The sequence below is a fragment of the Marivita sp. genome, from assembly GCF_017643905.1.
Classification (GTDB): domain Bacteria; phylum Pseudomonadota; class Alphaproteobacteria; order Rhodobacterales; family Rhodobacteraceae; genus Marivita.
Genome location: NZ_JAEPMO010000009.1, coordinates 15,534 through 41,264, shown reverse-complemented (window position 1 = coordinate 41,264; position 25,731 = coordinate 15,534). Strand labels below are relative to the sequence as shown.

Sequence of the window (25,731 nt, the reverse complement as noted above, 5' to 3'; positions counted from 1 at the left end):
CGGGTCTCCGGTGCAAGGGTGTCAAGAACAGGGTGTCAAGTTCCATCACGCAGTGCAAGCGGTCACCCTTTCCGTCACAATACGTCCCCAAACGAGGAGCCACCTTTGAAGTCACCTATCGCGGTATTCCGCTCATCTGCATTGCCGGAGCAGACAGGCGTCCCATTCGGGTTCAGCCGCGGCGAGAGATAGCCTTCGACGCCATCGTCGATGATCCAGTGATCGCAGCCATTGGGGTCAATCCAGATGCCTGCCTGAAGCTGGCTGAGCGGTTTGCTGTCAATGCCCCGATCAAAGCTTTTGTCGTCGCCGACGGCTTCGCATCCGGCAAGCGCAACGCAGAGTCCGGCAAGAGCAACAACACGGATCATGGCGGGTCTCCTCAGCGCAGGCACAGGATTTCCACCCGGCGATTTTCGGCCATTCCGGCGGCGGTTGTGTTGGTCGCGACAGGTCGGCTTTCGCCGAAACCCCGCACCGAATAAATGCGTGCACCGGCCTGCTGGGCGACCTGAGCGACCGCGCGGGCGCGGCGTTCGCTGAGCGCCATGTTCGACGCGGCGGACGCACGGCTGTCGGTGTGGCCTTCGATCACGAAGCCATTTGAGGGATTGGCGGCAAAGAAACTGCGCAGGCTGGCTGCGCCACCGGGCGCAATTGCCGCGCTGCCGGTGGCGAACATCGTGTCTGTGGGCACAATCGCACAGCGGCTGACCTTGTGGCATACGGGCGTGCCGTTGCGGCGCAGATGCGGGCTCATGAAGCCTTCGGCGCCATCATCCATAACCCAGTGTTCGCACCCGTCGGGGTCGATCCAAATGCCCGGAACATAGCGTTCGCTTTGCTGGGCCGATGCCCCTTGCGTCATGGCCAACGCGATACTCACCACCAATGCGGACAACCGCCCTATCATTCCCGCATCCCCCGGCTGTGGCGACGCCTCATCCTGGGAAAGGGCGTCCGATTCATTTCATACTACCAAAGACTGCGGTTCAGGAAAGACCAAACCTCTATATATCGCGGCATCCCCGTAGATGATGTGTCATTCGACCAACGCCCCCTTAAGAGAATTACGCCCGGAGTCGATGATCCTGACGCGGCGCAGGTCGCCTGGGGTCAGTCCGTCAGCCTCGACATGGACTGCGTGAAGATGGTCGGATTTGCCCACCATCTGGCCCGGCAGGCGGCCCGGCTTTTCGAACAGAACGCCGACCTCTTTACCGACCATGGCGTCCTGCGCAGCCTTCTGCTGCTCGGTGATCAGCGCTTGCAGGCGTTGCAGGCGGTCATCCTTGACGTCTTCTGGCAGTTGGTCGCGTTCCGCCGCCGGAGTGCCCGGACGGGTGGAGTATTTGAAGCTGTAGGCATAGCCGTAATTCGACGCGCGGATGATATCGAGCGTTGCCTGGAAATCTTCCTCGGTCTCTTCGGGGAACCCGACAATGAAGTCTCCAGAAAGAAGAAGGTCGGGCCGGGCCGCGCGCAGTTTCTCGATGATGGCGAGGTAGCTTTCGGCGGTGTGCTGACGGTTCATCCGCTTGAGGATGCGGTCTGAGCCGGACTGCACGGGCAGGTGCAGGTAGGGCATCAGTTTCGGGCAGGTGCCGTGAGCCTCGATCAGGTCATCGGTCATGTCGTTGGGATGGCTGGTGGTGAAGCGGATGCGTTCCAGCCCGTCGATATCGTTGAGCGCCCAAATCAGGCGGGCAAGCGACCAGTCACCACCCTCCCCGTTCGTCCCCTTCGGGGCCGAACCATGATAGGCGTTCACGTTCTGGCCGAGAAGGGTGATCTCGCGCACACCGCGTTCCACCAGATCACGCGCTTCGGTCAGGATGCGATCGGCGGGGCGGCTGACCTCGGCACCGCGCGTATAGGGCACGACACAGAAGGCGCAGAACTTGTCGCAGCCCTCCTGTACCGTGAGGAACGCCGTCGGGCCGCGCTTGGCCTTTGGCCGGTTCTTGAGAACCTCGAACTTGTCCTCTTCGGGGAAATCGGTGTCGAGCGCCTTTTCGCCGTTGCGGGTTTTGGCCTCAAGCTCGGGCAGGCGGTGATAGCTTTGCGGACCGACCACCAGATCGACCATCGGCTGGCGGCGCATGATCTCTTCACCCTCAGCCTGCGCGACACAGCCCGCGACCCCGATCTTGAGGTCGGGCTTGGCCGCCTTCAGACCCTTGTACCGGCCCAGTTCGGAATAGACCTTTTCCGCCGCCTTTTCGCGGATGTGACAAGTGTTGAGCAGGATCATATCCGCGTCATCGGGCGACTGCGTTTCGACATAGCCCTGCCCGCCCAGCGCTTCGGCCATACGTTCGCTGTCATACACGTTCATCTGACAGCCATAGGTCTTGATAAAGAGCTTCTTCGGTTCGGACATGGGCCAATCCTCCGGGGCAGGGTTCAGGGCGTGGCGATAGCGCATGTCACCCCCATCTTGCAATGCACGGTTTTTTCACCGACTCTGTGCAAAACACCCGCAGAGGGCCCCTCATGCGTTACACAGGTATCACTGAACTTCTTTCCCAAGCGCCAGGCGCATTGGCCAAGGGGCCGATTGCATTGGTGTTTGTGGAGGACGCGATCGAGATTGACACGACACTGCGCCACAACATTCATTTGGGCTTCAAATCCAACATTGTCTTCATGCCAAGCGAATTCGACCTTGCCGGCGATATCGCGGAAAAGGTCATTCGTGTGGACAGCGAGATCACCCGAAAAGGCAATCGAGAAGAGATCGTAAACAGCATCATCGCCAAGGCTCCGGGCGTGTGGATCTATGTATGCTACAACGCCGAATACCTGTTCTTTCCATTCTGCGAGACGCGCACCATCGGTGAATTGCTGGCCTTCCACACCGAAGAGCGCCGTGATGCGATGCTGTGTTATGCCATCGACCTCTATGCTGGCGATCTTGAGGCCCATCCCAATGCTGTCAGTATCGACGACGCGTATATGGACCGATCAGGATATTACGCGCTGGGGCGCAACGATCCCGCAACGAACTATCCCAAGGAACGGCAATTGGATTTCTTTGGCGGGTTGCGGTGGCGCTATGAAGAGCATGTTCCGCCGGAGCGCCGAAAGATCGACCGCATCGCGTTGTTCCGTGCGAAGCCCGAACTTGAGCTGCGACCGGATCACACGTTCAACGATGAGGAATACAACACCTATGCCTGCCCGTGGCACAACAACCTCACGGCGGCGGTTGCAACGTTCCGCACGGCAAAGGCGCTGAAGCGCAATCCGGGATCGGCGTTTGAGATCGAAACCTTCCGATGGCACAATTCGGTGCCGTTCGAATGGCATTCGCGGCAATTGCTGGATTTGGGGCTGATGGAATCAGGCCAGTGGTTCTAGGCGGGGTCAATCCGCGACGGGAACGTCCAATGTGACGATGGTTCCCACGGCGCCCCGTGTGACCTGAAGAGTAGCCTCCAGACCCTCGCAGAGTCCTTGTACGATGCGCCCTCCCAAACCGTCCGAATTGGGCCAAGTCACACCTACTGGAAGACCAACCCCGTCGTCCGTGACCATTGCGCGCATCCCGCCATTGTCCGTGCGCATCACCCGCAATTCAACCAGACCGGACTTCTGATCCCGGAACGCGTGTTGCATCGCGTTGGTCAGAACCTCTGACAGGATCAACCCGATCCGCACAGCGGTTTCCGTGTCCACCATGAGCGGTTCGACATGGATGTTCATGCGCACGCCGGGACGACTGTCGAGATAGGCGATCGCGTTGGCGACACGGCCGAGATACGCACCCAGCTTGATCTTGCCGTCATTGCGTTCCAGCGTCGCCGCCGACATTTCCTCATAGAGCAATTGCAGGCTTTCGATCCGGCGGGACAGGTCTTTGTATTCCTCAGGCGCTTTGCTTTTGCGCGCCTTCATTCGGATGAGGCCAAGGATCATCGACAGGTGGTTTTTAACGCGGTGCTGAATCTCGGCCATGACGGTTTCGAACTGCTTGAGCCGTTCCGCCTGTTTGTCGTTGGCGACTTCGCTTTGGAGCCCCACAAAGTACACCAGCTCTCCGGTGTCATCGACGACCGGCGAAATCAGAAGCGCGTTCAGGAACGGCTCACCATTTGCGCGGATGTTCGTCAAAACGGTCGAGATTTCCGCGCGCTTCTCGATAGCGTTTCGCAGGTCCTTCACCGCCGAAGCAGAGGTTTGCTCGCCCTGCAGAAATCGGCAATTGCGGCCCAGCGCCATGTCTGACGTGTAGCCGGTCAGCCGTTCGAACGCGCGATTCACGTATACAATCGGATTGTCGGGCAAACGGGGATTGGTCAGAACCATGGAGACTGTGGACGAGCTGAAGATCGCAGTCGCATCCTCATTGCTTATGTCGCCCGGTTGAAAAGACACTTCTCGGTCCATCGTGACTTACCTCATTGCGCCTGTGGTCCTGCCCACAGCGCACTCGTGTGACGAACGCCCGCCGAACGGTTCGGCGGACGATCTTAAATTTTCTGGTGACGGTTCAGTTCAGGTCTTCGGTGACAATCCGCTGCTCGGACACGTCCAAGTCCCGGAGACATTTGGACATGTCGTCGATCATCGGTTCCGGCCCGCAGATATAGATCGGGCCATCCGTCTGGGTGACGATCGGGGCAAGGTATTCCGAGTCGATCTGACCCCGTGACAATTCACTTTCGGGTTCATCTGTTACAACAAAGTGGCAATTCAGACCGGACATCGACGTGAAAGCGTCACGCAAGATGATGTCTTTCTCGGTCTTGTTGGAAAAGACCAGGTGGCAATCGGCCAGCGATCCATGAGTCTGCAAACGGCGTTTCAGCACGGCGATGAACGGTGTAATTCCAGCCCCGCCCGCGATGAACACACCCGGACCCTTATCTTCGATGGCGCCCCACGGATCGCTGATCTCAACCTGATCTGCCATCTGCATCTTGGCGATCTGTTCGGTGACGCCATCGTGGTCGGGATAAGACTTGATGACAAATTCCAGCGTCGAGTCAGTGGGCAAACCGGTAAAGGTGAAGGGACGCTGCTGATCGCGCCAGCCATCTTTGGCGAGCGCAAAATCGCAGGCCTGACCCGGTGTGTAGTCGTAACCATCGGGTTTGTTGAACACCAAATGGTGCGTGTCATGCGTTACGGCTTCGATGCTTTGCAGCGTCAGCGTGTATGTCATTTGACGTGTCTCCTTTGCAGGAAACAACGGTCAACTCAGGGCAGAGTTCCCGACTGCGTCAAAGATGCTCGTACTGCGGCATGCCCAAAACATGGAACCCACCATCGACGCGAATGATCTCGCCCGTGGTGCAGGCACCGGCATCCGACGCAAGATACACCGCTGTCCCACCAACTGCCTCGAGCGTCGCATTCGACCGCAGAGGCGCGTTCATGTCCGTGTGCTTGTACGTCTTGCGCGCGCCGCCGATGGCCGCGCCTGCGAGCGTCTTCATCGGACCCGGGCTGATCGCGTTGACGCGGATCCCTTCGGGACCAAGATCGTTCGCCAGATAGCGCACAGAGGCTTCCAATGCGGCCTTGGCCACGCCCATGACATTGTAGCTGGGCGTCACGCGGGTCGAGCCCATGTAGGTCAGCGTCAGAAGCGTGCCGCCGTTCTCCACCATCAACGGGTGCGCCCGGCGCGCCACGTCGATGAAGCTGTAGGCCGAAATATCCAGCGAATTCTTGAAGTTGGCGCGGCTGGTGTTGAGGATCCGCCCCTGAAGTTCAGACTTGTCGGAAAACGCGATGGCGTGGACAAGGAAATCAATCGTCGGCCAGCGCGCGGCGAGCTGTTCGAACGCGGTATCGAGTGACGCATCATCGGTCACGTCGACATCGACCATAAAATCCGACCCGACACTTGCCGCCAGAGGCTCCAGCCGCTTGCCGAACGCTTCGCCCTGATAGGTGAAGGCAAGCTCTGCGCCCGCTTCGGCCATCGCTTTGGCGATCCCCCACGCGATGGAGCGTTCATTGGCGACGCCCATGATAAGCCCGCGTTTGCCCTGCAACTGTCCCGACATCTTCAACCTACGTACTTAGACAACAACATCGACCCGTTGGTGCCGCCGAACCCGAAAGAATTGGTCATCACCGTATCAAGCCCTGCGTTTTCCACCAATTCCGTGGCGATCTCTTCCGGTTTCAGCGCCGGGTCGAGTGTTTCCACGTTGATCGACGGAATGATGAAATCGTCCCGCAGCGCGAGCAGGCAGTAGATTGCCTCCTGCGCACCCGTCGCACCTTGGCTGTGGCCGGTCATCGACTTGGTGGAGCTTACCGGGGGTGTGCTGCCCTCGCCAAAGACACGCCGCACGGCTTCGATCTCACCAACATCGCCCACAGGTGTCGAGGTGCCATGTGCGTTGATGTAGCTCACGTTGCGCCCCCCTGGCAGCGTTTTCAGAGCGCCACGCATCGCCCGTTCGCCGCCTTCGCCCGATGGCGCCACCATGTCAGCGCCGTCCGACGTGGCCGAAAACCCGGTAACTTCAGCATAGATCGTGGCACCGCGCGCCAAGGCCCGTTCCAGCGGTTCCAGCACCACGATTGCGCCGCCGCCCGAGATCACAAAGCCATCGCGACCGGCGTCAAACGCGCGCGACGCTTTCTCGGGCGTGTCGTTGTATTTCGACGACATCGCACCCATCGCGTCGAACAGACAGGACAGCGTCCAATCGAGTTCTTCGCCACCGCCTGCGAACATCACATCCTGCATGCCCAAAGCCACCTGCTGCGCCGCCATGCCGATGCAATGCAACGAGGTCGAACAAGCCGAGGTGATCGAGAAATTCATGCCCTTAATCTGGTAGGCCGTCGCAAGGTTGGCGCTGACCGTCGACGACATCGTCTTGGGCACCGCAAACGGCCCGATCCGCTTGGTCGCCCCGGTGCTCAGTACAGACTGATGCGCGGCCAGCATGGCGCTGGTCGACGGCCCGCCCGATCCCGCGATCAGGCCTGTCATGGGGTTCACCACCTCGTCCGGTGTCAGCCCCGCATCGGCAATCGCCTGACCCATCGCGATATGCGCATAGGCCGCACCCGGCCCCATGAACCGTAACGTACGCTTGTCGACATGGTCGGCCACGTTCAGATCGATGGCCCCGGCAACCTGCGACCGGAACCCATGTTCGGCCATATCGGCATTTGCGGTGATCCCCGAGCGGCCTGCCTTCAGACTCGCGGCCACCTCTTCGGCATTGTTCCCGATCGATGAAACAATCCCCAATCCTGTCACGACAACACGGCGCATCACGGCTCCTTACAATTGTTGCATGCGTGTGTAGGGGAAGGTGGGGGGAAGGAGCAAGCAGATTGGACACAGTGGATGGCTTCCGGTGACGGCCCACGGCAGATCAGAAACTGCCACGATAGGCGGCAGAAGAGCGCCCATCGGGCACAAAATGCGAAAAACCTTTGGATTATGCGCCTCTGCGAGCTACCGCCGGGACAGTTCGGGCTTGAACCCGTCGCCCTGAATCGCGACACAGCGGCAAAATCGCCCGCGCCAGACAGGATACAACCATGCCAGACCAACCCCGTCTTCAGGACCGCCCGGACTGGCTTTACCTTCTGCGCGACTACTACGAGCTCTACCGGCGTCTGTCTGCCGGAGGCAGCGCCAAGATCCGCAGCCACCAGAAAACCGTCCGCGACGGGATCAGTCGGGTGATCAAGGCAAATGCCGAAGTGCATGAACATGACCCCGTGTCCAAGCCAGTCACAGCCCATTGGCGCCGTGCGCTCGACAACGGCCGGATGGAACGCCACGCGCCGTTCATTCGCGCGTTGGAAAGCGTGCAGGCCCATCTGGTCTGGCAATACGGCTACGAAAAAGTGCCACGCGGACTGGAACGGACCTATGCCTATGCCGAACTGGTCGGTCCCACCGGACCTGTGATCACAGACGAAGTGATCCTCGGGCTCGTTCTTTTTGCGCCGGGCTGTACCTATCCGGCCCATGCGCATGACGGCATTTCCGAAAGCTATATCTGCCTGTCAGGCGCCGTGTCGGAAAACGATCAGGGCGTGTATGCGCCGGGATCGCTGATCTTCAACCCGCCCGAGCAGCGGCACCGTATCACGGTCGTAGATCAGAACCCCGCGCTTTTGTGTTACGCGTGGACCGGTGCGCGGGACAAGCAGGCGAACCAGAAAATGGTCTTCAGCCCCGGCCCTAAGAAATAGCTCGGTCGTGCCAATGGCGCGCGCTATCAGCTTTCCGACAGAGCGACCTTCATGTCCTTGACGACATAGATGGTTTCGCCATCCGCCTCGACCCGGCCGTCGGCAACACCCATCGTCAGGCGTCGCGTCTGGATCGCCTTGGTGAAATCGACGTAATAGGTCAGCATCCTGCGATCCGGACGCACCATGCCGGTCAGCTTGACCTCGCCCACACCCAACGCATAGCCGCGTCCCTGCCAGCCGCGCCAGCCCAGGTTGAAACCGGTCAATTGCCAAAGTCCATCAAGGCCCAGACAGCCCGGCATGATCGGGTTTCCGGGGAAGTGGCAGTCAAAAAACCACAGGTCCGGCGTGATATCGAACTCGGCCACAACATGGCCTTTGCCATGTTCTCCGCCATCGCCAGAGATATCGGTGATCCGATCCATCATCAGCATCGGCGGTTCAGGAAGCTGTGCATTTCCGGGTCCGAACAGCTCACCACGCGCACATTTCAAGAGATCGTCACGGTCGAAACTGCGAGGAAATTCGGACATGGTGGACAAGGCTCCCGGTGTGATTGGCAAAATCCTGCCCCCTCTAGCACCCTGCCCGCCGCGCGTGCAAGCCCACCGGGCCGCAGCGCCTGAGACAAGTTGTTGCAAGAAATTTAATTGAACTGCGCGCGTTTCGCACCCTATATACACAGGTATCAAGGAGCGAAGTTGGCATGTCTTCACAATCCATCGACCGCGGAACGGAATGGCTGACCAAGGGTGGCGTGCGCCCCACACGGCAACGTGTCGCGTTGGCATCTCTGCTGGTCGGCGATGGCAAGAACCGCCATGTCACCGCTGAAAGCCTGTTTGCCGCCGCGCAATCCACTGGCGAACAGGTGTCGCTAGCAACTGTGTACAACACCCTTCGCGCATTCTGCGAAGCCGGTTTGATGCAGGAAGTCACGGTCGATGGCGCACGCAGCTACTTCGACACCAATACCCATGACCATCCGCATTTCTTCTGGGAAGACGAAGGGCGTCTGACGGATGCACCTGCGGACGAACTTGAAATCGCCCGTATTCCCGGTCCGCCGGAAGGGGCAGAGATTTCCAGTGTCAACGTCGTGATCAAGCTGCGCCGGACCTGAACTCCGTCATTCAGCTGGCGCGCGTAGGAAGCAAAGTCGGCGACATCCTCGCTTGCCTTGCTCCGCACGCGCGTTCCACCGCTTTGGACCGATCGCCTAAAATTCTAGCCATTTCGCACCCCGTCAGGTCCGCGAGCTTTGCGCATCGTACCTGACGGGCATAAGACCTTGGATTTGCACGGTTCCTTCTTCACCTATCCGCCCTTTGCCGACATCAACACAAGCCACTCAAAACAATAGATTTTTCGGAAAATTGGCCCTTTAAGACCGTGTTCACTCCTGTCCTGCCATCCCCTTTCGCGGGGGCGTTTTGGATGAATGGAGTGGGGTATGGAACCTTTGGTTGATGTATTCGGGACGCAGACGTCTGCGGCGGGTCTTTCGTTTGGGTTGCGGGGGATTGTTGACTGGAGTGTGCAGCAGCCGTTTCTGGACGTGTTCAAGACGGCGCGGGCGTGGCACGCGCATACCGAGAGCCAGTGGGGCGCCTATATGGCCGAGGATCTTGAGGCGATGGGTGTTCTGGATGCCAATGGCTGGATCACCGATCTGCCTGCGGGTGTCGACCGGGTCGAGACCTTCATCCTGACCGAGATGCCGGCGGAGGCGCTCTATACGGCGGGCACCTACCGGCTGAGCTATGACGGCGCGGGCGAGATTTCCGTTTACGGCGCCGAGATCGTGTCGCAATCCGATGGCGAGATCTGGTTCAACTACACCCCCACCGGCGAAGGCATGGTCGTCGTTTCCATCTCCGCCACCGATCCGCAGAACACCGGCGACTACCTGCGCAATATCGAGGTGGTCAAACAAGAGTACATCCCCGCCTTCGAGGCGGGCGCGCTTTTCAACCCGCTCTGGCTCGAGGTCATCAACGACGCCCAGGGTCTGCGCTTCATGGATTGGCAGGAGACCAACGAATCCACCATCCGCAGCTGGTCCGACCGCCCCACACCCAGCACCTACACCTATTCCGAGGGTGTGCCCCTCGAGGTCATGGTGGCGCTGGCCAATGCCACCGGCACCGAGCCCTGGTTCAACATCCCCTGGAATGCCGACGAGACCTATATCCGCAACTTCGCTACCTATGTGCGCGACAATCTCGACCCCGATCTGCGCGCCCATATCGAGATGTCCAACGAGGTCTGGAACTGGATGTTCGAACAGGCCCGCGAGGCCGTGACCGCCGCAGAAGCGCGCTTTGGTCAGGACCTTGGCGATGGCTGGATGCAGGAATACGGCGCCCGCTCCGCCGAGATGGCCCGCGTGCTCGACAGCGTCTATGCCGGCAACGAGGATCGACTGGTCAAGGTCATCGCGACCCACACCTACTGGCCCGGTCTCGAGGAGTCCCTTCTGGACGCCCCGGCCTGGCAGGCCCTCAGCCCGGCCAATGATGCGCCCTATCTCTCCTTCGACACCTATGCGATCACCGGCTATTTCGGCAACAGCCTCGGCACCGACGAGAAAGCCCCCGCCGTGCTCGACTGGATCGCCCAGAGCGAGGCGCAGGCCCGCCAGGAGGCGCAGGCCCAGGGGCTGAGCGGGACTGCCGCCCAGGCCTATGTCGCCCAGCACCGCTTCGCTCTGGCCGTGCGCGAGCTGCGCGACGGCTCCGTCACCGGCAATGCCGAGGATTCCCTGCAGGGCATGTTCGAGCTCTTCCGCTATCACAAGGCGGTGGCCGATGCGCATGGCCTCGATCTGGTGATGTACGAGGGCGGCACCCATGTGGTCGGTGTCGGGTCCTGGGTCAACAACGACCTGCTCACCGAGTTCTTCACCCATCTCAACTATTCCGCCGGCATGGGCCAGCTCTACACCGAGCTGCTCGCGGGTTGGGAAACGGCCGGTGGCACGCTGTTCAACGTCTTCGTCGATGTCTCCGAGCCCAGCCAGTGGGGCAGCTGGGGGTCGCTGCGCCACCTGCAGGACAGCACCGCGCGCCATGACGCCGTGGTGGCGTTCATGGACAGCCATCCCGCCCCCGCCACGATGAAGGACGGGATCACGGGCAATGCCGATTTCGACTTCGGCACCGCCCCCGCGCCCGCACCGCAGGAGGACGAGGACGACGACGCTCCGGTCGTCACCCCCCAGCCCCGCCCGGAGCCGCAACCCGAACCGACACCGCTGCCTGAGCCGGACCCCCAGCCAGAGCCCGAACCGGACGTCACGCCGACCCCGGCACCGCAGCCGGTGGACGCGGTCCGCGAATATGTCTTCGGCAATGATCTCTTCGCCTGGGGCAATGGCGATCCCGAAGCCTCCGTGCCCTACTGGACCGATATGCTGGCCGAGGCTGCCGGCACCTCCTATGCCGTCGACATCCAGACCGGCATGCTGACCCGGCATGACGACCTGCCGCCGAACCCGCATCTCTGGCTCGATGGAGTCGACTCCGTCTGGGACCCGGAAAGCGGCCAGAGCTTTGCCGAGGCCGGCTTCACCCAGATCACCCTCTCGGCGGTCAACTTCGTGCAGGACCAGTCCCCCGACAGCCCCTATTGGCACGAGCCCGCAACCTCGCCGCTGGAAGCCGCGCTGCGCATCATCGACTGGACCCAGGCCCGCGCCCCCGGCGCTGCCGTCAACATCTACGAGACCTGGCCCGAAATGGATGGCTTCCCCTCCAGCCCGGCCGCCTTCGCCGCATGGACCGATCTCATGACCGGCGACTGGCACGGCTGGTGGGTCGACCTCACCGAGATGATCCAGCAGGCCCGCCCCAACCTCGACGTCCGCCTCATCAGCGTCGGACCCCGCATCGCCGACATGCTCGACACACCCGAGATTGGCCTCACACGCCTCTCCGCACGCGACCTCTTCCTCGACGACGAAGGCCACGCCACCCCAACACTCGCCTTCCTCGCATCCCTCCTCCACTACACAACACTCACCGGAACAACACCCCCGCAAAACATCCAAATCCCAAACACAATCCATCCAACCGTCGCTCAAAACTACCAACAGATCGTCGAGTGGGTGGGAGAGCAGATCGGGCTTGGATTGCCCAAACCACTGGTTGGACCATTTACGGAAAGGTCCGGCGATCGGGTGCAAGACGATGGACCGAGCCCCACACCAGGGGCCACCAGTGGCGACGATGTGTTCAGCCCGCAGACAGGTGAGGTTCTGATCGACGGGGGAGACGGGTTCGATACTGTATTTTTGAATGGTGATCAAAGCAGCTATTCGTTGCGGTTTTCCGGAGACGAGATCCGGATCGAAAACCGCGTGGCGGGCGCAACGCCGCTGCAATTGAGAAGCATAGAACAGGTCGATTTCGAGCGGGAAGTGCACCCATTTTCGACCACCGGCATCTCGATTGACATGTTCGATGGCATGGCCCGGCTGGACGGCGAAGCAATGGAAGCCTTGACCGAGCTTTACATCGCCTATTTCAACCGCGCGCCGGACGCAGTCGGGCTTTACTTCTGGGGCAACCAGCTTGCCGATGGCATGAGCCTGCGTGAGATCGCAGGGTATTTCTTCGACCAGCCGGAAACCCGCAACTTGTACGGTGCTTTGGAGGACATGCCGTCCTTCGTCACCGCGGTCTACGAAAATGTTTTGGGGCGCGCGCCGGATGCGACGGGCATGGCATTCTGGTTGGACGCGCTTGAGGATGAGGCCGGGCTGGCGCCGTCGCAGTTCATTCGCGCCATTCTGGAAGGGGCGAAGGCGGAAACGGGTGGGCCTGCGGACGCCGCATATCTGGGCAACAAGGTGCTGCTGGGTGGTCATTTTGCCGTGACGCTTGGCCTGTCGGACCTGCCCGCCGCGCATATCGTGATGCAAAGTTTCGACGGATCGGACAGCAGTCTTGAGGCCGGGCGCCTGCAAAGCGACAATCTGCATGCCGATATCGTTGGTGGCACGCGCGACGGCTTCCTGATGCAGTTGGTCGGGGTCGCCGACCAGCCCTTTGTCATGTGATGATCCCGCACGGGCCGCGTCACCGCACAAGACATCAATCGAGCAGTGCCAGAGCAGTCGAAACATGGCGGCTAGGAGCATCGGACAGGGCCCATTCCAAGTGAATTGGGCCATACCGCCCAAGTGCTGCCCTGTTCTGGCACCGAAGTCTTAACAACCGGTGTGCCGTTACCGACGATTGCATCGAATTGGAGATATTCCCACAATGTAGATTGATTGGACTCGCATGATCTGTGACAGTGAATTTTGATGGTGGGCAGCGTGTGATGCGCTGTCCGAATAGGGAATACGGTGAAAATCCGTGACTGCCCCCGCAACTGTAAGCGGTGAGTGCTTCGCGCAAAACCACTGGACCGTTTGGTCTGGGAAGGTGCGAGCCGCACGATGACCCGCGAGTCAGGAGACCTGCCATCTTACGTGAACTGAACCCGGGCGGGGTGCACCGGAGGTCGAGATGCCTTGCGCCCGAAACGCGCAAAACATGCGTGCGGCCTCAATGCGACCCGTCCCAGCGCGGAGGGCGCTTTTATGTCTATCGAACGAACACTGACCCAGTTGCAGGTCAATCCCCGCACGGCAGAACGGGCGCGGGAAATCGGGCAATTGGGCTACATGCAATGGCTTGGAAGCTTGCCGGCGCAAGCCTGTTACCTGACCGAAGCCACCTGTGCCTATATGGCTGCCACGCCATTTCGGGAGACCGATCCGGCGGTTGCAGAATTCTGTGCGCTGTTGAAGGCGTCGTTGGACGCGCCGCTCACACCGCTTGAACTGGCGCTGCCGAAGCCACGCCGGAGAGGTGGAGCAAAGGAGCGACGGCTGTCTTTATAGATCGCGTCCCGCCGCCGCGGCTTCGAATGCGGCGGTCGCCTGTTCGGTCATCGGATCGGAGAGGAGACTGCGCGCAATGTCCGGGGCCAAAGTAAAGCAGTCGAGACCCAAGGCGGCGAGGGACACCATCTGGTCGCTGGTCCTCAGGGATGCGACAAGGATGCGGGGGGTCCCGCCAACGATCGCCTGCATCTTGGACAGGTGGTCAAGGGCGGGCAAACCTGCCTCCTGCATCCGCCCGAAATAAGGGGCCACGAAATCGGCGACCAACGCCTTGGCGACGATCACCTGTTTGGGGTCATAGACGGCTGTCAGGAGGATCGGACCACCCAGCGCCCGAACAGCAGGCACCGCCTTCAGAGCATCGGGTGTCATCGGGATCTTGACGACGGTGCGCAGCCCTGCAGTAGCTCCAGCTTCGTAAAGGCGGCTGGCCCAATCGAGATAGGTTTCCACCGGGCCAAAGACCTGCGCGTGCAGCTCTTGCGCGCCCAGGTCACGGGCGCGGTGCGCCATGTCGGCCCAGTTGATCGTCGGATAGGTCAGACCCGCGCGGTGGGCGAGCAGCGGGTTGGTTGTGATGCCCCGGAAAAGACCGCTGGGCATAAGGTCTGCCCAAGCGTCCTGGTCCGCGGTATCGAGATAGAGGTCCATTGGTTCAGGCCGCAGATGCCATTGCCGCGTCAAGCTCTTGCAGAGTGGGCGGGTTGCATCCGGCGCGGCTGCAATTGATGGCAGCGGCCATACCTGCGCGGCGGATCAGGGCCTCAACCTGCGCGGCATCGAGATGATCCAGTGCGTCGGGCGCAAGTGCATCGGTCCGTGCCAGACCGGCCAGCAGAGTTGCCATGAACGTGTCACCTGCCCCGACCGTATCAACAAGACCCGGCACCGGAGGCGCTGGGATCGTGACAGTCTGATCGCCACGCATCGCGATGGCGCCTTCGGGACCTTTGGTCATCACCAAAAGGGATGCGGATGTCTGGCTGCGCACATGGGCGAGTGCTTGGTCCTGCGGCATGTCAGGACACAGACCTTCGAGGTCTTCATCACTGAGTTTCAGAACATGTGTGGCTTTCATCATGCGGAAAATACGCGCACGGTAGGTGTCGATGTCGGTGATGACGGACAGGCGCACATTAGGGTCGAGCGAGACCAGCGTTCCAGAGGCGTAGGCCCCTGTGCAGGTCTCTTCCCAAGCATCGGCATCGGCCCCATCGGTCAACGCCAAAGACCCGTTGTGCAAGGCACGGGTGGCTCCGGGCATGGCGGCGGCGAGCGATGCGGCGGTGACGCTGCGCTCTGCGGTGCCATCACGTTCGAACACGTAGGACGGAATGCCTTTCGTCACGGTCACGCGGGCAATGGTTGTCGGCGCATCGACACGGCCACCGGCGAGCGTCACGCCGGAGGCGATCAGCGTATCGGCCAGAATATCGCCCCAGGAATCGGTCGAGATCGGCGTCAGGTAATGCACGTCGGCCTGTTGCCGCCCCAGCGCCATGGCGACGTTGAACGGCGATCCACCGGCAAGGGCCGAGATCTCTCCATCCCGGGTGACGTGATCAATGAGGTTTTCACCGCCGACGCAGATAACGGGGCTCATGGGCATGACAGGACTCTCGGCTTTTTGGTTCAGTTCGTGTTCAGATGAACGTCGGGCAACGTATCAAGCGCCTGCTTAAGCGCATTGCCCCATTGAGTCGAGATCGCCTGAAACTCCGGGTTGTCGGCTTCGACACGACCGACGTGCTTTTTCTCAAGGCTGTCCGTCTTGTAGCAAAAGTAATCGAGCGGCGCGCCCACGGACAGGTTCGCTTTAAGCGTGGAGTCGAAACTGACGAGCAGCAGCTTCAATGCCTCGGCAAAGGTGATATCGGGATCATAGGCCCGGACAAGGATCGGGCGCCCATACTTGATCTCACCGATCTGGAAGAACGGCGTGTCTTCCCCTGCCTCGATGAAATTGCCCTGCGGGTAGATCAGGAACAGGCGTGGCGGGTTTCCGGCAATCTGGCCGCCAAGGATCAGCGTTGCCTCAAAGCTGGTTTCCGCGCGTTGCCCGCCATCGCGCAGCCCCTTGATGACCTCGCGCAGCGTGTCGCCGACCATGCAGGCGGCCTGAAACATCGATGGGGCCCGCATCAGCGACGGCGTACGGTCCTCGGGATGTTTGCTGCGTTCGTCCAGAAGACTGACGACAGCTTGCGTGGTCGCAAGATTGCCCGCGGACATGAGGGTCAGAACGCGCTCGCCCGGTTCTTCCCAGATGGTCATCTTCTTGAAGGTCGAGATGTTGTCCAACCCGGCATTGGTGCGCGTGTCCGACATGAACACCAGACCGCTGCGAAGCATCATTCCAACGCAATATGTCACTTGAGGCGTGCCTTTACTGCTGAACCACGTGGATGCTGACGTGCAACTCTTCGTTCACTCCGCCAATCCGCGTACCAGTTATCGGCGCAGCATCGGAATAGTCCAGCCCTGTTGCGACGCGCACATAGCGTGTGTCAGGCGAAACACCGTTCGACACATCGAACCCGACCCAACCCAGTCCTTCCACATGCACTTCGGCCCAGGCATGCATCGCGTCCTGGATCGTAGTTTCGTTCAGCATCAGATAGCCACTGGCATAGCGCGTCGGCAGTTTCAGCGCGCGGGCGCAGGCGATCATGATGTGGGTGTGGTCCTGACACACACCCTGCCCTGCCGCGATTGCGTCTTCCGCGCTCCAGTCCGGGGCAGACGCGCCGAGGGTATAGGGCACCTGCGTGCGGATGCGATCGGACAACTCGTGAAGTTCAGATATCCCCGCGTCGGCGGTCATCCCCTTGACCAGAGCCCGCGTTCCCGGTCCGGCTTCGGTGAGGGATGTGTTCATCTGATAAAGCCAGAGTGGAGTCATACCGTGATGCGGCCCCAGAACACCGGCGTTGTCCGTGATCTCGACCTCACCCGCGCTTGAAACCGACAATTCGGTAATGTTGGGATCAAAGCTGATCAGTTCGGTCGTGTTATGGTGATGATCCTCAAACGTGACTTCCTTGCGGCCACCTTCAATGCGGGTATCCCATCCAAGAACTGACTGATTGTACGACGATTTCGGCGTTTTGCGCAGTTGCTGCAAACCGTAAACCACCGGCGTTTCGAACCGATACACCGTCGTGTGGTCGATCTTCAGGCGCATGCCGTGCAGTCTTGGTATGGCCTAGGCATAAAACCGGAAATCCTGTTCGATCTGGCGCGAGATGCTTGACAGTTCCTCAAGGGTTTTCTGGAGGAACTCGTGCAATCCGAAGTCGAAGATATCATCAATACTCTGGGACAACAGCCCGTTTTCCAATGCACCAACCCGTGCGCGGGAAGCCGCTCCTGCATCTTCCTCGTTTGCCAGATAGTTGAGGTTGTCACTCAGCTTGCCCGCACAGAACGCAAGGGACCGGGGCATACGCTTGTCAAGGATCAGGAACGCAGCGATTTCTCTTGGTCCACCTCCTGCGCCGTATTCCATGCGAAACCCGCCGCGCGCCGAGACAGACCGCAGGATCGATTCCCACTGCACATTGTCGAGTGACGTTCCGACGGCACGCGCCGACGGCAGCAGGACATAGTATTTCACGTCAAGGATACGGGCGGTGTTGTCCGCACGTTCCAGGAATGTGCCCAGACGCGCGAAGTCGTAGATGTCGTTGCGCAGCATCGTGCCGTGGGTCACACCGCGCACCAAGGCCGCATGATGGCGGATCAGGCGCAACGTGCTGGGCAGATCGCGCTCTGATACCTTACGGGCCAGTGCCGTTTTCAGCGCCATGTAAGCCGAGTTCACGGCCTCCCAGACTTCGCCGGTTATCGCCGTCCGCACCAGACGCGCGTTCTGACGTGCGGCATTCACGCTCGACAGGATCGACGACGGGTTGTCCTTGCTGCGCAGCATCCAGTCGACGGCCAGATCGCGGGACATCTCGTCATGGGCTGCGCGAAAACCATAGAGACAATCGGCGGACTGCAACACGGAAGCCCATTCGTCATCGGTTTGGTTGAGCCGTGTCAGCGCAATCCGTTGCCCCGTTTCGATCAGACGCGCGGTGTTCTCGGCCCTCTCCATGTAACGGTACATCCAGAAGAGGCCATTTGCGGTTTTTCCCAGCATGCCGCTATTCCTCCAGAACCCAGGTGTCTTTCGTGCCGCCGCCTTGCGACGAGTTCACCACCAAGGACCCCTTCTTGAGTGCTACCCGCGTCAGGCCACCGGGCGTGATCTTGATTCCTTCCGGGCTGACCAGCAAATAGGGACGCAGATCGACATGGCGCGGGGTCAGACCCGCCTTGGCGAAAATCGGAACAGTGGACAGGCTGAGCGTGGGTTGCGCGATATAGTTTTTCGGACGCGCTTTGAGCTTCTTGCGGAAAGCCGATATCTCTTTCTTCGTCGCAGTCGGACCGATCAGCATGCCGTAGCCGCCTGACCCATGCACCTCTTTCACGACAAGGTCTTCAAGATTGTCGAGGACATGAGCCAGCGAGTCGGGCTCCGAACACCGCCATGTCGGGACATTCTGCAGCAATGGCCGTTCGCCAGTATAGAATTCGACAATTTCCGGCATGTAGGAATAGATCGCCTTGTCGTCGGAAATCCCAGTGCCCGGCGCGTTGGCGATGGTGATCCCACCGGCGCGGTAGACATCCATGATCCCTGGCACACCAAGCTGGCTTTCGGGATTGAAGTTCAGCGGATCGAGGAAATCATCATCCACGCGACGATACAGAACGTCGATGGGTTTGTACCCGTTCGTCGTGCGCATCGCGACACGCCCGTCCACCACGCGAAGGTCATGCCCTTCGACAAGTTCGACGCCCATCTGATCGGCAAGGAACGCGTGTTCGAAGTAGGCCGAGTTGTAGATCCCCGGTGTCAGCACGGCGACGGTTGGCTCTGCATCCGTCATGTTCGGTGCGCAGGCGGCCAGCGACCGACGCAAGTCAATCGGGTATTGCTGCACGGGTTGAACCCGGTTCTTCGAGAAAAGTTCGGGGAACATCTGCAACATGGTTTCCCGGTTTTCGAGCATGTAGCTCACACCCGACGGGGTGCGGGCGTTGTCTTCGAGAACGTAGAACTCCCCCGGTCCGGTGCAGACAAGGTCGATGCCAACGATATGGGTATAGACTCCGCCCGGCACGTCGACGCCGATCATCTTGGGCTGGAATGCTTCGTTCTGTGAGATCATCTCACGCGGGATGCGCCCGGCCTTCAGGATTTCCTGGGTATGGTAGATGTCATGCAGAAAGGCGTTGATCGCCCGTACCCGCTGTTCGATCCCGCGAGACAGTTTGGCCCATTCGGAGCCTGAAATGATCCGCGGGATGATGTCGAAGGGGATCAGACGCTCTTCGGCTTCGGATCGTCCATAAACGTTGAAAGTGATGCCCGTCAGGCGGAACAGGTCTTCCGCCTCGCGGTTTTTTGCGCGCAATCGCTTGGGATCTTCCTGATCGAACCAATCGAAAAAATTTTGGTAGGGTGCGCGAAGCTGCGCATCACGGCCCCACATTTCATCGAAGACAGAGTGTTCAGACATGGCTCAAGCTTGCGCAGCGCCGGTCGGAGTGCAAGGCACAGCAACGCTTCCCGCGCCTCACCGCACAAAAATCTTGCCAAATGCCCATTTATTAGACGATTGATGTCCCTGCTGATCATCCGGAACTTCACAACACCGATTGCGGTTGCCCAAAAGTACAGCCGTCGGTGCTTTGTTCAGCCCAACAGCACTCTGCTTTTCGGGAAGGACCAGCGCCTCTAACCGAGTCCCGGCAACCATGTCGCCAGATGCGGGAAAAGGATCAGCAGCGCAACGACCATCAGCGAGCACAGGATGAATGGAAACGCGGCGCGGTAGATCTCGCGCATCGTCGTATTTGGCGGGGCCACGCCCTTCATCACGAAAAGCAGCAGACCAAACGGCGGCGTCGTAAAGCTAATCTCGAGCGAGAGGAGCATGATCAGTCCGAACCAGATCGGATCGAATCCCAGCGTCTGCGCGAGCGGGAAAAAGATCGGCACGGTCAGTAGCATGATCGAGATCTGCTCCATGAACATGCCAAGAAGCAGGAGCACCCCGAACATCACCAAGAGCATCAGCGTCGGGTCGAGGTCAAAACCTGTCGCCCAGTTAATCAGGCCTTTCGACGCCCCGGAAAAAGCCAGAAGCTGGCTGAAGGTCGCGGACCCGAAAACGATCAGATAGGCCATCAGGGTCACACGCAGCGCGCCACGGACGGATTTCTTGATCGAGTCCCATGTCAGACAGCGATACAGCGCGGCAAGGATCAGCACGCCCAGCGCCCCAAATGCAGCGGCTTCCGAAGGGGTGACGATGCCGTTGATCATCATGATGACAATGACCACCATCAGACCGATCATCGGCACCACGTCGCGCATCAGAATGCCGATTTTTTCGCCAGCGGTCATCGGCTCCACGTCATAGGCGGGAGCCGCTTCGGGGTCGATCCGGGTCTGGATGTAGATTGTCGCAACGTAAAAGCCGGCAAGGATCAGACCGGGGATCACGCCCGCGATCAGCAACGCGCCTACGTCGATCTTGGCCAGTGTCGCCAGCAGCACCGCCAGCGCAGAGGGTGGAATGATGATCGCCAGGCCGCCAGTCCCAAGGATCGGACCAATGGACATGTGGCTCTTGTAGCCGCGGCGGTTCATCTCGGGCACCATCAATGACCCGAGCAGCGCGGTAGATCCCATCGACGATCCAGACAGCGTCGAAAACCCGGTGCCGCCCAGAACGGTGACATAGCTCAGACGCCCCGGCAGCCGCCCCAGCAGCTTGTCGATGGCAGAGAACATGCGACTGCCCAAGCCCGTCTGGAAAAAGATCTCGCCCATGAGCAGGAACAGCGGGATCGGCACCAGCGCAAAGATTGTCAGCGCGCCCCACCCGTTGTTCAAGAGCGCGACAACCCCACGGTCGCCCCCCATGAACACCCATGCGCCGATGATATTGGCGGCAAGGAAAGCCAGCGCGACGGGCATGCCGATCGCCATAAGGAGCATGATGCTGCCAACCAGCAGACCAAGCGCTTCGAACCATTCCATTATTCGTGAATCCCCGCTTCACCCGAGTGCATGAGGTCAGACCCGAACACGAACCGCGAGAATTCGATCGCCATCACCGAAAAGGCGATGGGAAAGGTCACGGTCAGCAGCCAACGGGGATAGTAATAGGCGCGCACATCGTAGTTGTTGCGCTCGATATTGGTCAGGAAAAGCTGCAGCCCGTACCAAGCAAGAATCACGCAGACCAGCACACATAGTGCCGCCACCATTCGGCTCACGAAGCGTCGCAAGGCAGGCGGCAGGGCGGCGGTGACCAGTTCGATATGCACATGCCCCTTTTCGCGCACCAGCCACGGCGCGCCGAGCATGGTCATGTAAAGAATGCCGTATTCGGCTGACGTGAACAGCCATGCAAAGGGCTGAAGCCCCAGATTGCGCATCAGCACGGACACCACCACCGACACCATCAGCCAGACCAGCGTCACGGCTGCGATGAAAGCCATCGTGTAAAGCAGAGCGTCATAGACGCGGATCACGGCGCGCATGGGGTCATCCGATTCAGAAAGGTCGGCCGGGAGTCCAAACACCCGGCCCTTTGGTCTTAGTTGTCTGCGGCCGGATCGTAGAACTTCGCGATCAGATCGTCATAGCTCGCCACCGACTGCGGCTCGGCTTCCATCAGTTCTTTCATACGCGCCCATGTGGTTTCACGGGCAGCGGCAAGGTAGTTGGCTTTCGCCTCCCCTTCGAGCGAGACGACCTTCATCCCAGCAGCATCAAGCGCAGCGAAATCTTCGTCCCGCTTGGTGCGCAGCGCGTTCACGCTGTCGATCTCGTGCTGGATTGCGGTGTCCTGAAGGATGGTCTTGGCCTCGTCGCTCAGCCCGTCCCATGTTTCCTGGTTCACGATCACCCCAAGGTCAGTCGAGAAGAAGCAGGGTTCGATCCGGTAGTTCAGGAATTCGTTCCACTTGAGGTCGATCAGACCGATCTGGGTCCAGCCGGTCGCGTCCACCACGCCGTTCTGAAGCGCCGAGTAGACTTCGCCTGTCGGCAGGTCGATCACCTGAGCCTGAAGGTAGTTGGTGAAGAACGCGTTGTAGACTGCGTTGCCGCGCAGGCGCAGGCCGTCCACTTCGAGGTTGCCATCCGCGTCAAAGGACGGCTCATCGCGGGTCCAGAGGTTGTAGCAAACACCGCTGTCGAACCAGCCGAGATACTTGAGGCCCATGCGTTCCTGATGGATACGGTCGATCAGTTCGATCCCGCCGTTTTCGCGAGTCTCGACCGCTGTCAGGTTCGACGCCACAAGCGCATCTTTCTCGGGCAGCGCGCCGCCGTAAAACGATCCCGGCGTATAGACCATGTCCACGATGCCGTCGCGTACCGCGTCGGGTTGCTGGAACATGCCGATGGCTTCGGGGCCGCCGCGCACTTCGATCTGGATCACGCCTTCACCCGCCGCATTCACCTTGTCCACGAAGGACAGAAAGCTTTGCGTGTAGATCAGCGTTTCGGGAAACGCGTGCACCGCCGTGATCGTTTCCTGCGCCTGCGCCACTGTACCCAGCATGACGCCACCGGCGACGCAGCCTTTCAAAAGATTGATAGTCATGGATAGTTCCTCCTACACCCTTCGGCCTGTCATGGCCTGTGTTACTGCGAAACGGTGTCCCGCCCCGCGCTCCTGAAGTCGTTCTGTTGGACTGGTATGGCCCACGGCATGCCCGCCACGTGTTGCGCGCGGAATGCCAAGATGGCCTGTTGGTGGTTTTGGGTCAGGTCGATATCGTCCCAACCGTTGATAAGTTTCTGCTGCCAGACATCATCCAGCGTGAACTCGATTGTGGTGTTGCCCAGACGAATTGTCTTGTCGGTCAGGTCAACCGTCACCTCTTTTGCGCCGACCGCCAAGGTGGCCATGGCCGCATCGACCTCTGCCTCTGAAACGCGGGCGGGCAGAAGGCCGTTGTTTACCGAGTTGCTCGCGAAGATGTCGCCAAAGCTGGGGGCGATGACGACGCGGATGCCGAAATCGACCAGTGCATAAACCGCCGCCTCGCGCGACGACCCGCTACCGAAATTCCGGCGTGAGATCAGGACGCTGGCGTTCGGAACGACGTTCAGTGGGAAGTCGGGCACAGGTGTGCCGTTGCTGTCCTTGCGCATGTCGTGCAGCAGGAAATCGCCATAGCCTGCAGACCGGGGCGTGGACATGAACCGCGCGGGGATCAACTGATCCGTGTCCACGTTCTCGCGGTCCAAAGCGACGGCAAGACCGCTATGTTTGCGCCATCCGCTCATGCGACCTCCCGCTCTTTCAGAAGCTCACGCACATCGGTCAGATGCCCCGTCACCGCCGCTGCCGCCACCATCGCGGGCGACATGAGATGCGTCCGCGCCCCGCGCCCTTGACGCCCTCGGAAATTGCGGTTGGTGGTCGAGGCGCATCGCTTGCCCGGCTCTACAAGGTCGCCGTTCATCGCAACACACATCGAACAGCTAGACCCGACCCAATCAAGGCCTGCATCGATGAAGATGCGGTCCAGACCTTCGGCTTCGGCATGAGCTTTGACCAGTTGCGATCCGGGTGAGACGATCCCCGGAACCTTGGCCCGTCGCCCGGCCAGAACCGCCGCCGCCGCACGCAGGTCTTCGATGCGGGCATTGGTGCAGGATCCGATAAATACCTGATCCACAGCGATCTCGGTCAGCTTGCGACCCGGTGTCAGGCCCATGTAGTCCAGCGCATTGCGCGCGCGTTCCGCGGCGCTGCCTTGCATGCGTGCGGGGTCGGGAATGGTGGCTGTCACCGGCAACGCGTCTTCCGGCGTTGTGCCCCACGTCACGATGGGCGCGATCTCGGACGCGTCCATCGTCACTTCGGTTTCGAACTTCGCATCCGCGTCCGACGGCAGTTCGGACCAAAGGTCGACTGCCCGATCCCAATCGTCTCCGCTGGGCGCGAAGGGACGCCCTTTGACATAGGCAAAGGTAGTCTCATCCGGCGCGATCATCCCGAACCGGGCTCCACCTTCGATGGAGAGGTTGCAAAGCGTCATGCGCCCTTCCATCGATAAGTAGCGCACCGCAGGCCCGGTATATTCGATGGCATGCCCCCGCGCGCCATCCGCGCCCAGCTTGGCAATCCAAGCGAGAGCAAGATCCTTAGCGCCAACTCCCGGCCCAAGCCGCCCGGTCACGTTAATCCGCATCGCCTTGGGCTTCTTCTGCCAGACCGTCTGCGTCGCCAGCACGTGGGCCACTTCGGTCGCGCCGATGCCAAAGGCCAGGGCCCCGAAAGCCCCGTGGGTGGACGTATGGCTGTCACCGCAATTGATCAGCAGCCCCGGGAGCGTCAGCCCCTGCTCCGGTCCGATCACATGCACAATGCCCTGACGCGGATCGTCGAGGCCAAAGCAGGTGATCCCATGCTTCTCGGTGTTTGCCGCCAGCGTCGCGATCATCCGCGCAATCGCGTCCGTCGCAGGCGCACCGCGCGTCGGCGCGTAGTGATCGGCCACACCAAAGGTCAGGCCAGGTTCCGCCACCGGCACACCCCGCTCTACGATCTTGGCAAAGGCGTGGTGCGAGCCTTCGTGGACCAGATGGCGGTCGACCCACAGAAGGCTTGTCCCGTCTTCGCGGCGCAGGATTTCGTGGCTTTCCCAAAGCTTGTCGAGAAGACGGCGGGCGCTCATTTCGATGCCCCTCCGATCACCGGTTCCCAATGCCGCGCTTCACCTGCACCGACCCGCGCGAGGCTCATTTCGAGCCGGAACAGATCAGGCCGGTAGAGCGCTGACAGGTGTTCGACCCCCTGCCCGTTTGCATCGCGCACGATGCGCTGCACGAATAAGAGCGGCGATCCGACCGAGACCTCCAAGGCGTCCGCCACATCGGGCGTGGCAAGAGCTGCGGTCACCGTCTGGTGGGCGCTGCTGACGCTCACGCCGCTGCGTTCGAGCAGACGGAAAAGCGGCTGCGTTGCAAGGTCAGCTTCGTCGTAGCTGACGGCGATTTCTTTGGGCACATACGTTGTGAGGTGCGAAAACGGCTGACCGCCCGACGAGCGGACCCGCACCGCCTTTTGCACATCTGCACCTTCGGGGATGCCCAACGCCTCGGCAACGGCAGCAGGCGCGCTGTCGTAGGAAAAGGACAACAGCCGCGCGGTAGTCTTGCGGTCCATCTCGACCAGATGCGGGATCAGAGTTGCGAAATCGGCCGACAGGCGATGACCGACCTGCTCCTGCGCGCGCACGACCGAGCCGGCACCCGTCTTTTTCTCGATCCAGCCATCAGCAGCCAAAGCCTCAAGCGCGCGACGGATGGTGATGCGGGATACGTCGAACTGTTCGGCCAGCCTATGCTCGCCGGGCAGGCGCGATCCGTCTTTGAAAACGCCATTTGAAATTTCGTCGCGCAGCAACAGGTAAACCCTGCGGGCCTTACCGCCTTCTGGAAGTCCGGAATGCGCGTTCAATGTCACGGCAGCGCGGCCCCTGTTGGTTGGCGATCCTCGCGGCCAGTGGATGATCCGGCGAAGATTCTTCATTTGTTGGTCTTTCAATATACC

25 protein-coding genes and 1 riboswitch are annotated in these 25,731 nt (G+C 60.5%); of the genes, 5 read left to right on the top strand and 20 right to left on the bottom strand.

Translation table 11 applies throughout. From position 1 onward, the window contains the following. Window positions 1-74: 74 nt before the first annotated feature. The 3 genes from JJ869_RS02580 to miaB all read right to left on the bottom strand — a co-directional run bounded on the left by JJ869_RS02580 (window position 75) and on the right by miaB (window position 2,383). Complete coding sequence (locus JJ869_RS02580) at window positions 75-371, bottom strand: hypothetical protein (protein ID WP_292264412.1); 297 nt, start codon at window positions 369-371, stop codon at window positions 75-77. Window positions 372-382: 11 nt separating this feature from the next. Beyond that, complete coding sequence (locus tag JJ869_RS02575; protein WP_292264411.1) at window positions 383-913, bottom strand: OmpA family protein; 531 nt, start codon at window positions 911-913, stop codon at window positions 383-385. Between the two features lie 129 nt (window positions 914-1,042). Beyond that, window positions 1,043-2,383, bottom strand: a complete 1,341-nt coding sequence (gene miaB / locus JJ869_RS02570; RefSeq protein WP_292264421.1) for a tRNA (N6-isopentenyl adenosine(37)-C2)-methylthiotransferase MiaB — start codon at window positions 2,381-2,383, stop codon at window positions 1,043-1,045. 113 nt (window positions 2,384-2,496) lie between these two features. On the opposite strand from miaB, the gene JJ869_RS02565 reads away from it, so the two are divergent. Beyond that, window positions 2,497-3,363 carry a hypothetical protein gene (locus JJ869_RS02565; protein ID WP_292264410.1) on the top strand — a complete coding sequence of 289 codons (867 nt, stop codon included), beginning with the start codon at window positions 2,497-2,499 and terminating at the stop codon, window positions 3,361-3,363. 6 nt (window positions 3,364-3,369) lie between these two features. On the opposite strand, the gene JJ869_RS02560 is transcribed toward JJ869_RS02565, so the two are convergent. The 4 genes from JJ869_RS02560 to JJ869_RS02545 all read right to left on the bottom strand — a co-directional run bounded on the left by JJ869_RS02560 (window position 3,370) and on the right by JJ869_RS02545 (window position 7,252). After that, window positions 3,370-4,380, bottom strand: a complete 1,011-nt coding sequence (locus JJ869_RS02560) for a PAS domain-containing protein (RefSeq protein WP_292264409.1) — start codon at window positions 4,378-4,380, stop codon at window positions 3,370-3,372. A 115-nt stretch (window positions 4,381-4,495) separates the two neighbouring features. Further along, window positions 4,496-5,170 (bottom strand): FAD-binding oxidoreductase, encoded by a 675-nt coding sequence (locus tag JJ869_RS02555; protein WP_292264408.1) that lies wholly within the window; start codon window positions 5,168-5,170, stop codon window positions 4,496-4,498. 58 nt (window positions 5,171-5,228) lie between these two features. Continuing rightward, the gene (locus JJ869_RS02550; RefSeq protein WP_292264407.1) at window positions 5,229-6,020 is read right to left on the bottom strand and encodes an enoyl-ACP reductase; all 792 of its coding nucleotides are present in this window, start codon (window positions 6,018-6,020) and stop codon (window positions 5,229-5,231) included. 2 nt (window positions 6,021-6,022) lie between these two features. After that, window positions 6,023-7,252 (bottom strand): beta-ketoacyl synthase N-terminal-like domain-containing protein, encoded by a 1,230-nt coding sequence (locus tag JJ869_RS02545; protein WP_292264406.1) that lies wholly within the window; start codon window positions 7,250-7,252, stop codon window positions 6,023-6,025. Between the two features lie 272 nt (window positions 7,253-7,524). Here JJ869_RS02545 and JJ869_RS02540 point away from each other — a divergent pair, with 272 nt between their 5' ends. Next, window positions 7,525-8,187, top strand: coding sequence for a dimethylsulfonioproprionate lyase family protein (locus JJ869_RS02540; RefSeq protein ID WP_292264405.1), 663 nt, complete (start codon window positions 7,525-7,527; stop codon window positions 8,185-8,187). Between the two features lie 26 nt (window positions 8,188-8,213). On the opposite strand, the gene fabA is transcribed toward JJ869_RS02540, so the two are convergent. Further along, complete coding sequence (fabA, locus tag JJ869_RS02535; RefSeq protein ID WP_292264404.1) at window positions 8,214-8,723, bottom strand: bifunctional 3-hydroxydecanoyl-ACP dehydratase/trans-2-decenoyl-ACP isomerase; 510 nt, start codon at window positions 8,721-8,723, stop codon at window positions 8,214-8,216. Between the two features lie 173 nt (window positions 8,724-8,896). On the opposite strand from fabA, the gene irrA reads away from it, so the two are divergent. The 3 genes from irrA (at window position 8,897) to JJ869_RS02520 (ending at window position 14,083) form a co-directional block, all read left to right on the top strand. Beyond that, window positions 8,897-9,313: an iron response transcriptional regulator IrrA gene (gene irrA, locus JJ869_RS02530; protein WP_292264403.1), complete on the top strand. Its 417-nt coding sequence runs from the start codon at window positions 8,897-8,899 to the stop codon at window positions 9,311-9,313. Between the two features lie 330 nt (window positions 9,314-9,643). Then, window positions 9,644-13,252 carry a DUF4214 domain-containing protein gene (locus tag JJ869_RS02525; RefSeq protein WP_292264402.1) on the top strand — a complete coding sequence of 1,203 codons (3,609 nt, stop codon included), beginning with the start codon at window positions 9,644-9,646 and terminating at the stop codon, window positions 13,250-13,252. A 233-nt stretch (window positions 13,253-13,485) separates the two neighbouring features. Next, window positions 13,486-13,680, top strand: a riboswitch (cobalamin riboswitch). 100 nt (window positions 13,681-13,780) lie between these two features. Beyond that, entirely contained in the window at window positions 13,781-14,083 is a 303-nt protein-coding gene (locus JJ869_RS02520; protein WP_292264401.1) for a hypothetical protein, read from the top strand. On the opposite strand, the gene JJ869_RS02515 is transcribed toward JJ869_RS02520, so the two are convergent. The 12 genes from JJ869_RS02515 to JJ869_RS02460 form a co-directional block, all read right to left on the bottom strand. After that, window positions 14,078-14,737, bottom strand: coding sequence for a transaldolase family protein (locus JJ869_RS02515; protein ID WP_292264400.1), 660 nt, complete (start codon window positions 14,735-14,737; stop codon window positions 14,078-14,080). The genes JJ869_RS02520 and JJ869_RS02515 overlap by 6 nt on opposite strands. Window positions 14,738-14,741: 4 nt before the next feature. After that, window positions 14,742-15,695, bottom strand: coding sequence for a carbohydrate kinase (locus tag JJ869_RS02510; RefSeq protein WP_292264399.1), 954 nt, complete (start codon window positions 15,693-15,695; stop codon window positions 14,742-14,744). 23 nt (window positions 15,696-15,718) lie between these two features. Further along, window positions 15,719-16,441, bottom strand: a complete 723-nt coding sequence (locus JJ869_RS02505) for a peptidase (protein ID WP_292264398.1) — start codon at window positions 16,439-16,441, stop codon at window positions 15,719-15,721. A 31-nt stretch (window positions 16,442-16,472) separates the two neighbouring features. Further along, window positions 16,473-17,270, bottom strand: a complete 798-nt coding sequence (locus tag JJ869_RS02500; protein WP_292264397.1) for a transglutaminase family protein — start codon at window positions 17,268-17,270, stop codon at window positions 16,473-16,475. Between the two features lie 21 nt (window positions 17,271-17,291). Then, window positions 17,292-18,233, bottom strand: coding sequence for an alpha-E domain-containing protein (locus JJ869_RS02495; protein WP_292264396.1), 942 nt, complete (start codon window positions 18,231-18,233; stop codon window positions 17,292-17,294). 4 nt (window positions 18,234-18,237) lie between these two features. Then, complete coding sequence (locus tag JJ869_RS02490) at window positions 18,238-19,662, bottom strand: circularly permuted type 2 ATP-grasp protein (RefSeq protein WP_292264395.1); 1,425 nt, start codon at window positions 19,660-19,662, stop codon at window positions 18,238-18,240. Between the two features lie 218 nt (window positions 19,663-19,880). After that, window positions 19,881-21,191, bottom strand: a complete 1,311-nt coding sequence (locus JJ869_RS02485) for a TRAP transporter large permease (RefSeq protein ID WP_292264394.1) — start codon at window positions 21,189-21,191, stop codon at window positions 19,881-19,883. Then, window positions 21,191-21,697 carry a TRAP transporter small permease gene (locus tag JJ869_RS02480; protein WP_292264393.1) on the bottom strand — a complete coding sequence of 169 codons (507 nt, stop codon included), beginning with the start codon at window positions 21,695-21,697 and terminating at the stop codon, window positions 21,191-21,193. Before JJ869_RS02480 ends, JJ869_RS02485 begins: the two co-directional genes overlap by 1 nt. Window positions 21,698-21,753: 56 nt before the next feature. Beyond that, window positions 21,754-22,767, bottom strand: a complete 1,014-nt coding sequence (gene dctP / locus JJ869_RS02475; protein WP_292264392.1) for a TRAP transporter substrate-binding protein DctP — start codon at window positions 22,765-22,767, stop codon at window positions 21,754-21,756. 41 nt (window positions 22,768-22,808) lie between these two features. After that, window positions 22,809-23,456, bottom strand: a complete 648-nt coding sequence (gene leuD / locus JJ869_RS02470; protein WP_292264391.1) for a 3-isopropylmalate dehydratase small subunit — start codon at window positions 23,454-23,456, stop codon at window positions 22,809-22,811. Beyond that, complete coding sequence (gene leuC, locus JJ869_RS02465) at window positions 23,453-24,853, bottom strand: 3-isopropylmalate dehydratase large subunit (protein ID WP_292264390.1); 1,401 nt, start codon at window positions 24,851-24,853, stop codon at window positions 23,453-23,455. The genes leuD and leuC overlap by 4 nt, the downstream gene beginning before the upstream one ends. Continuing rightward, window positions 24,850-25,710: a GntR family transcriptional regulator gene (locus JJ869_RS02460; protein ID WP_292264389.1), complete on the bottom strand. Its 861-nt coding sequence runs from the start codon at window positions 25,708-25,710 to the stop codon at window positions 24,850-24,852. Before JJ869_RS02460 ends, leuC begins: the two co-directional genes overlap by 4 nt. Window positions 25,711-25,731: the final 21 nt, after the last annotated feature.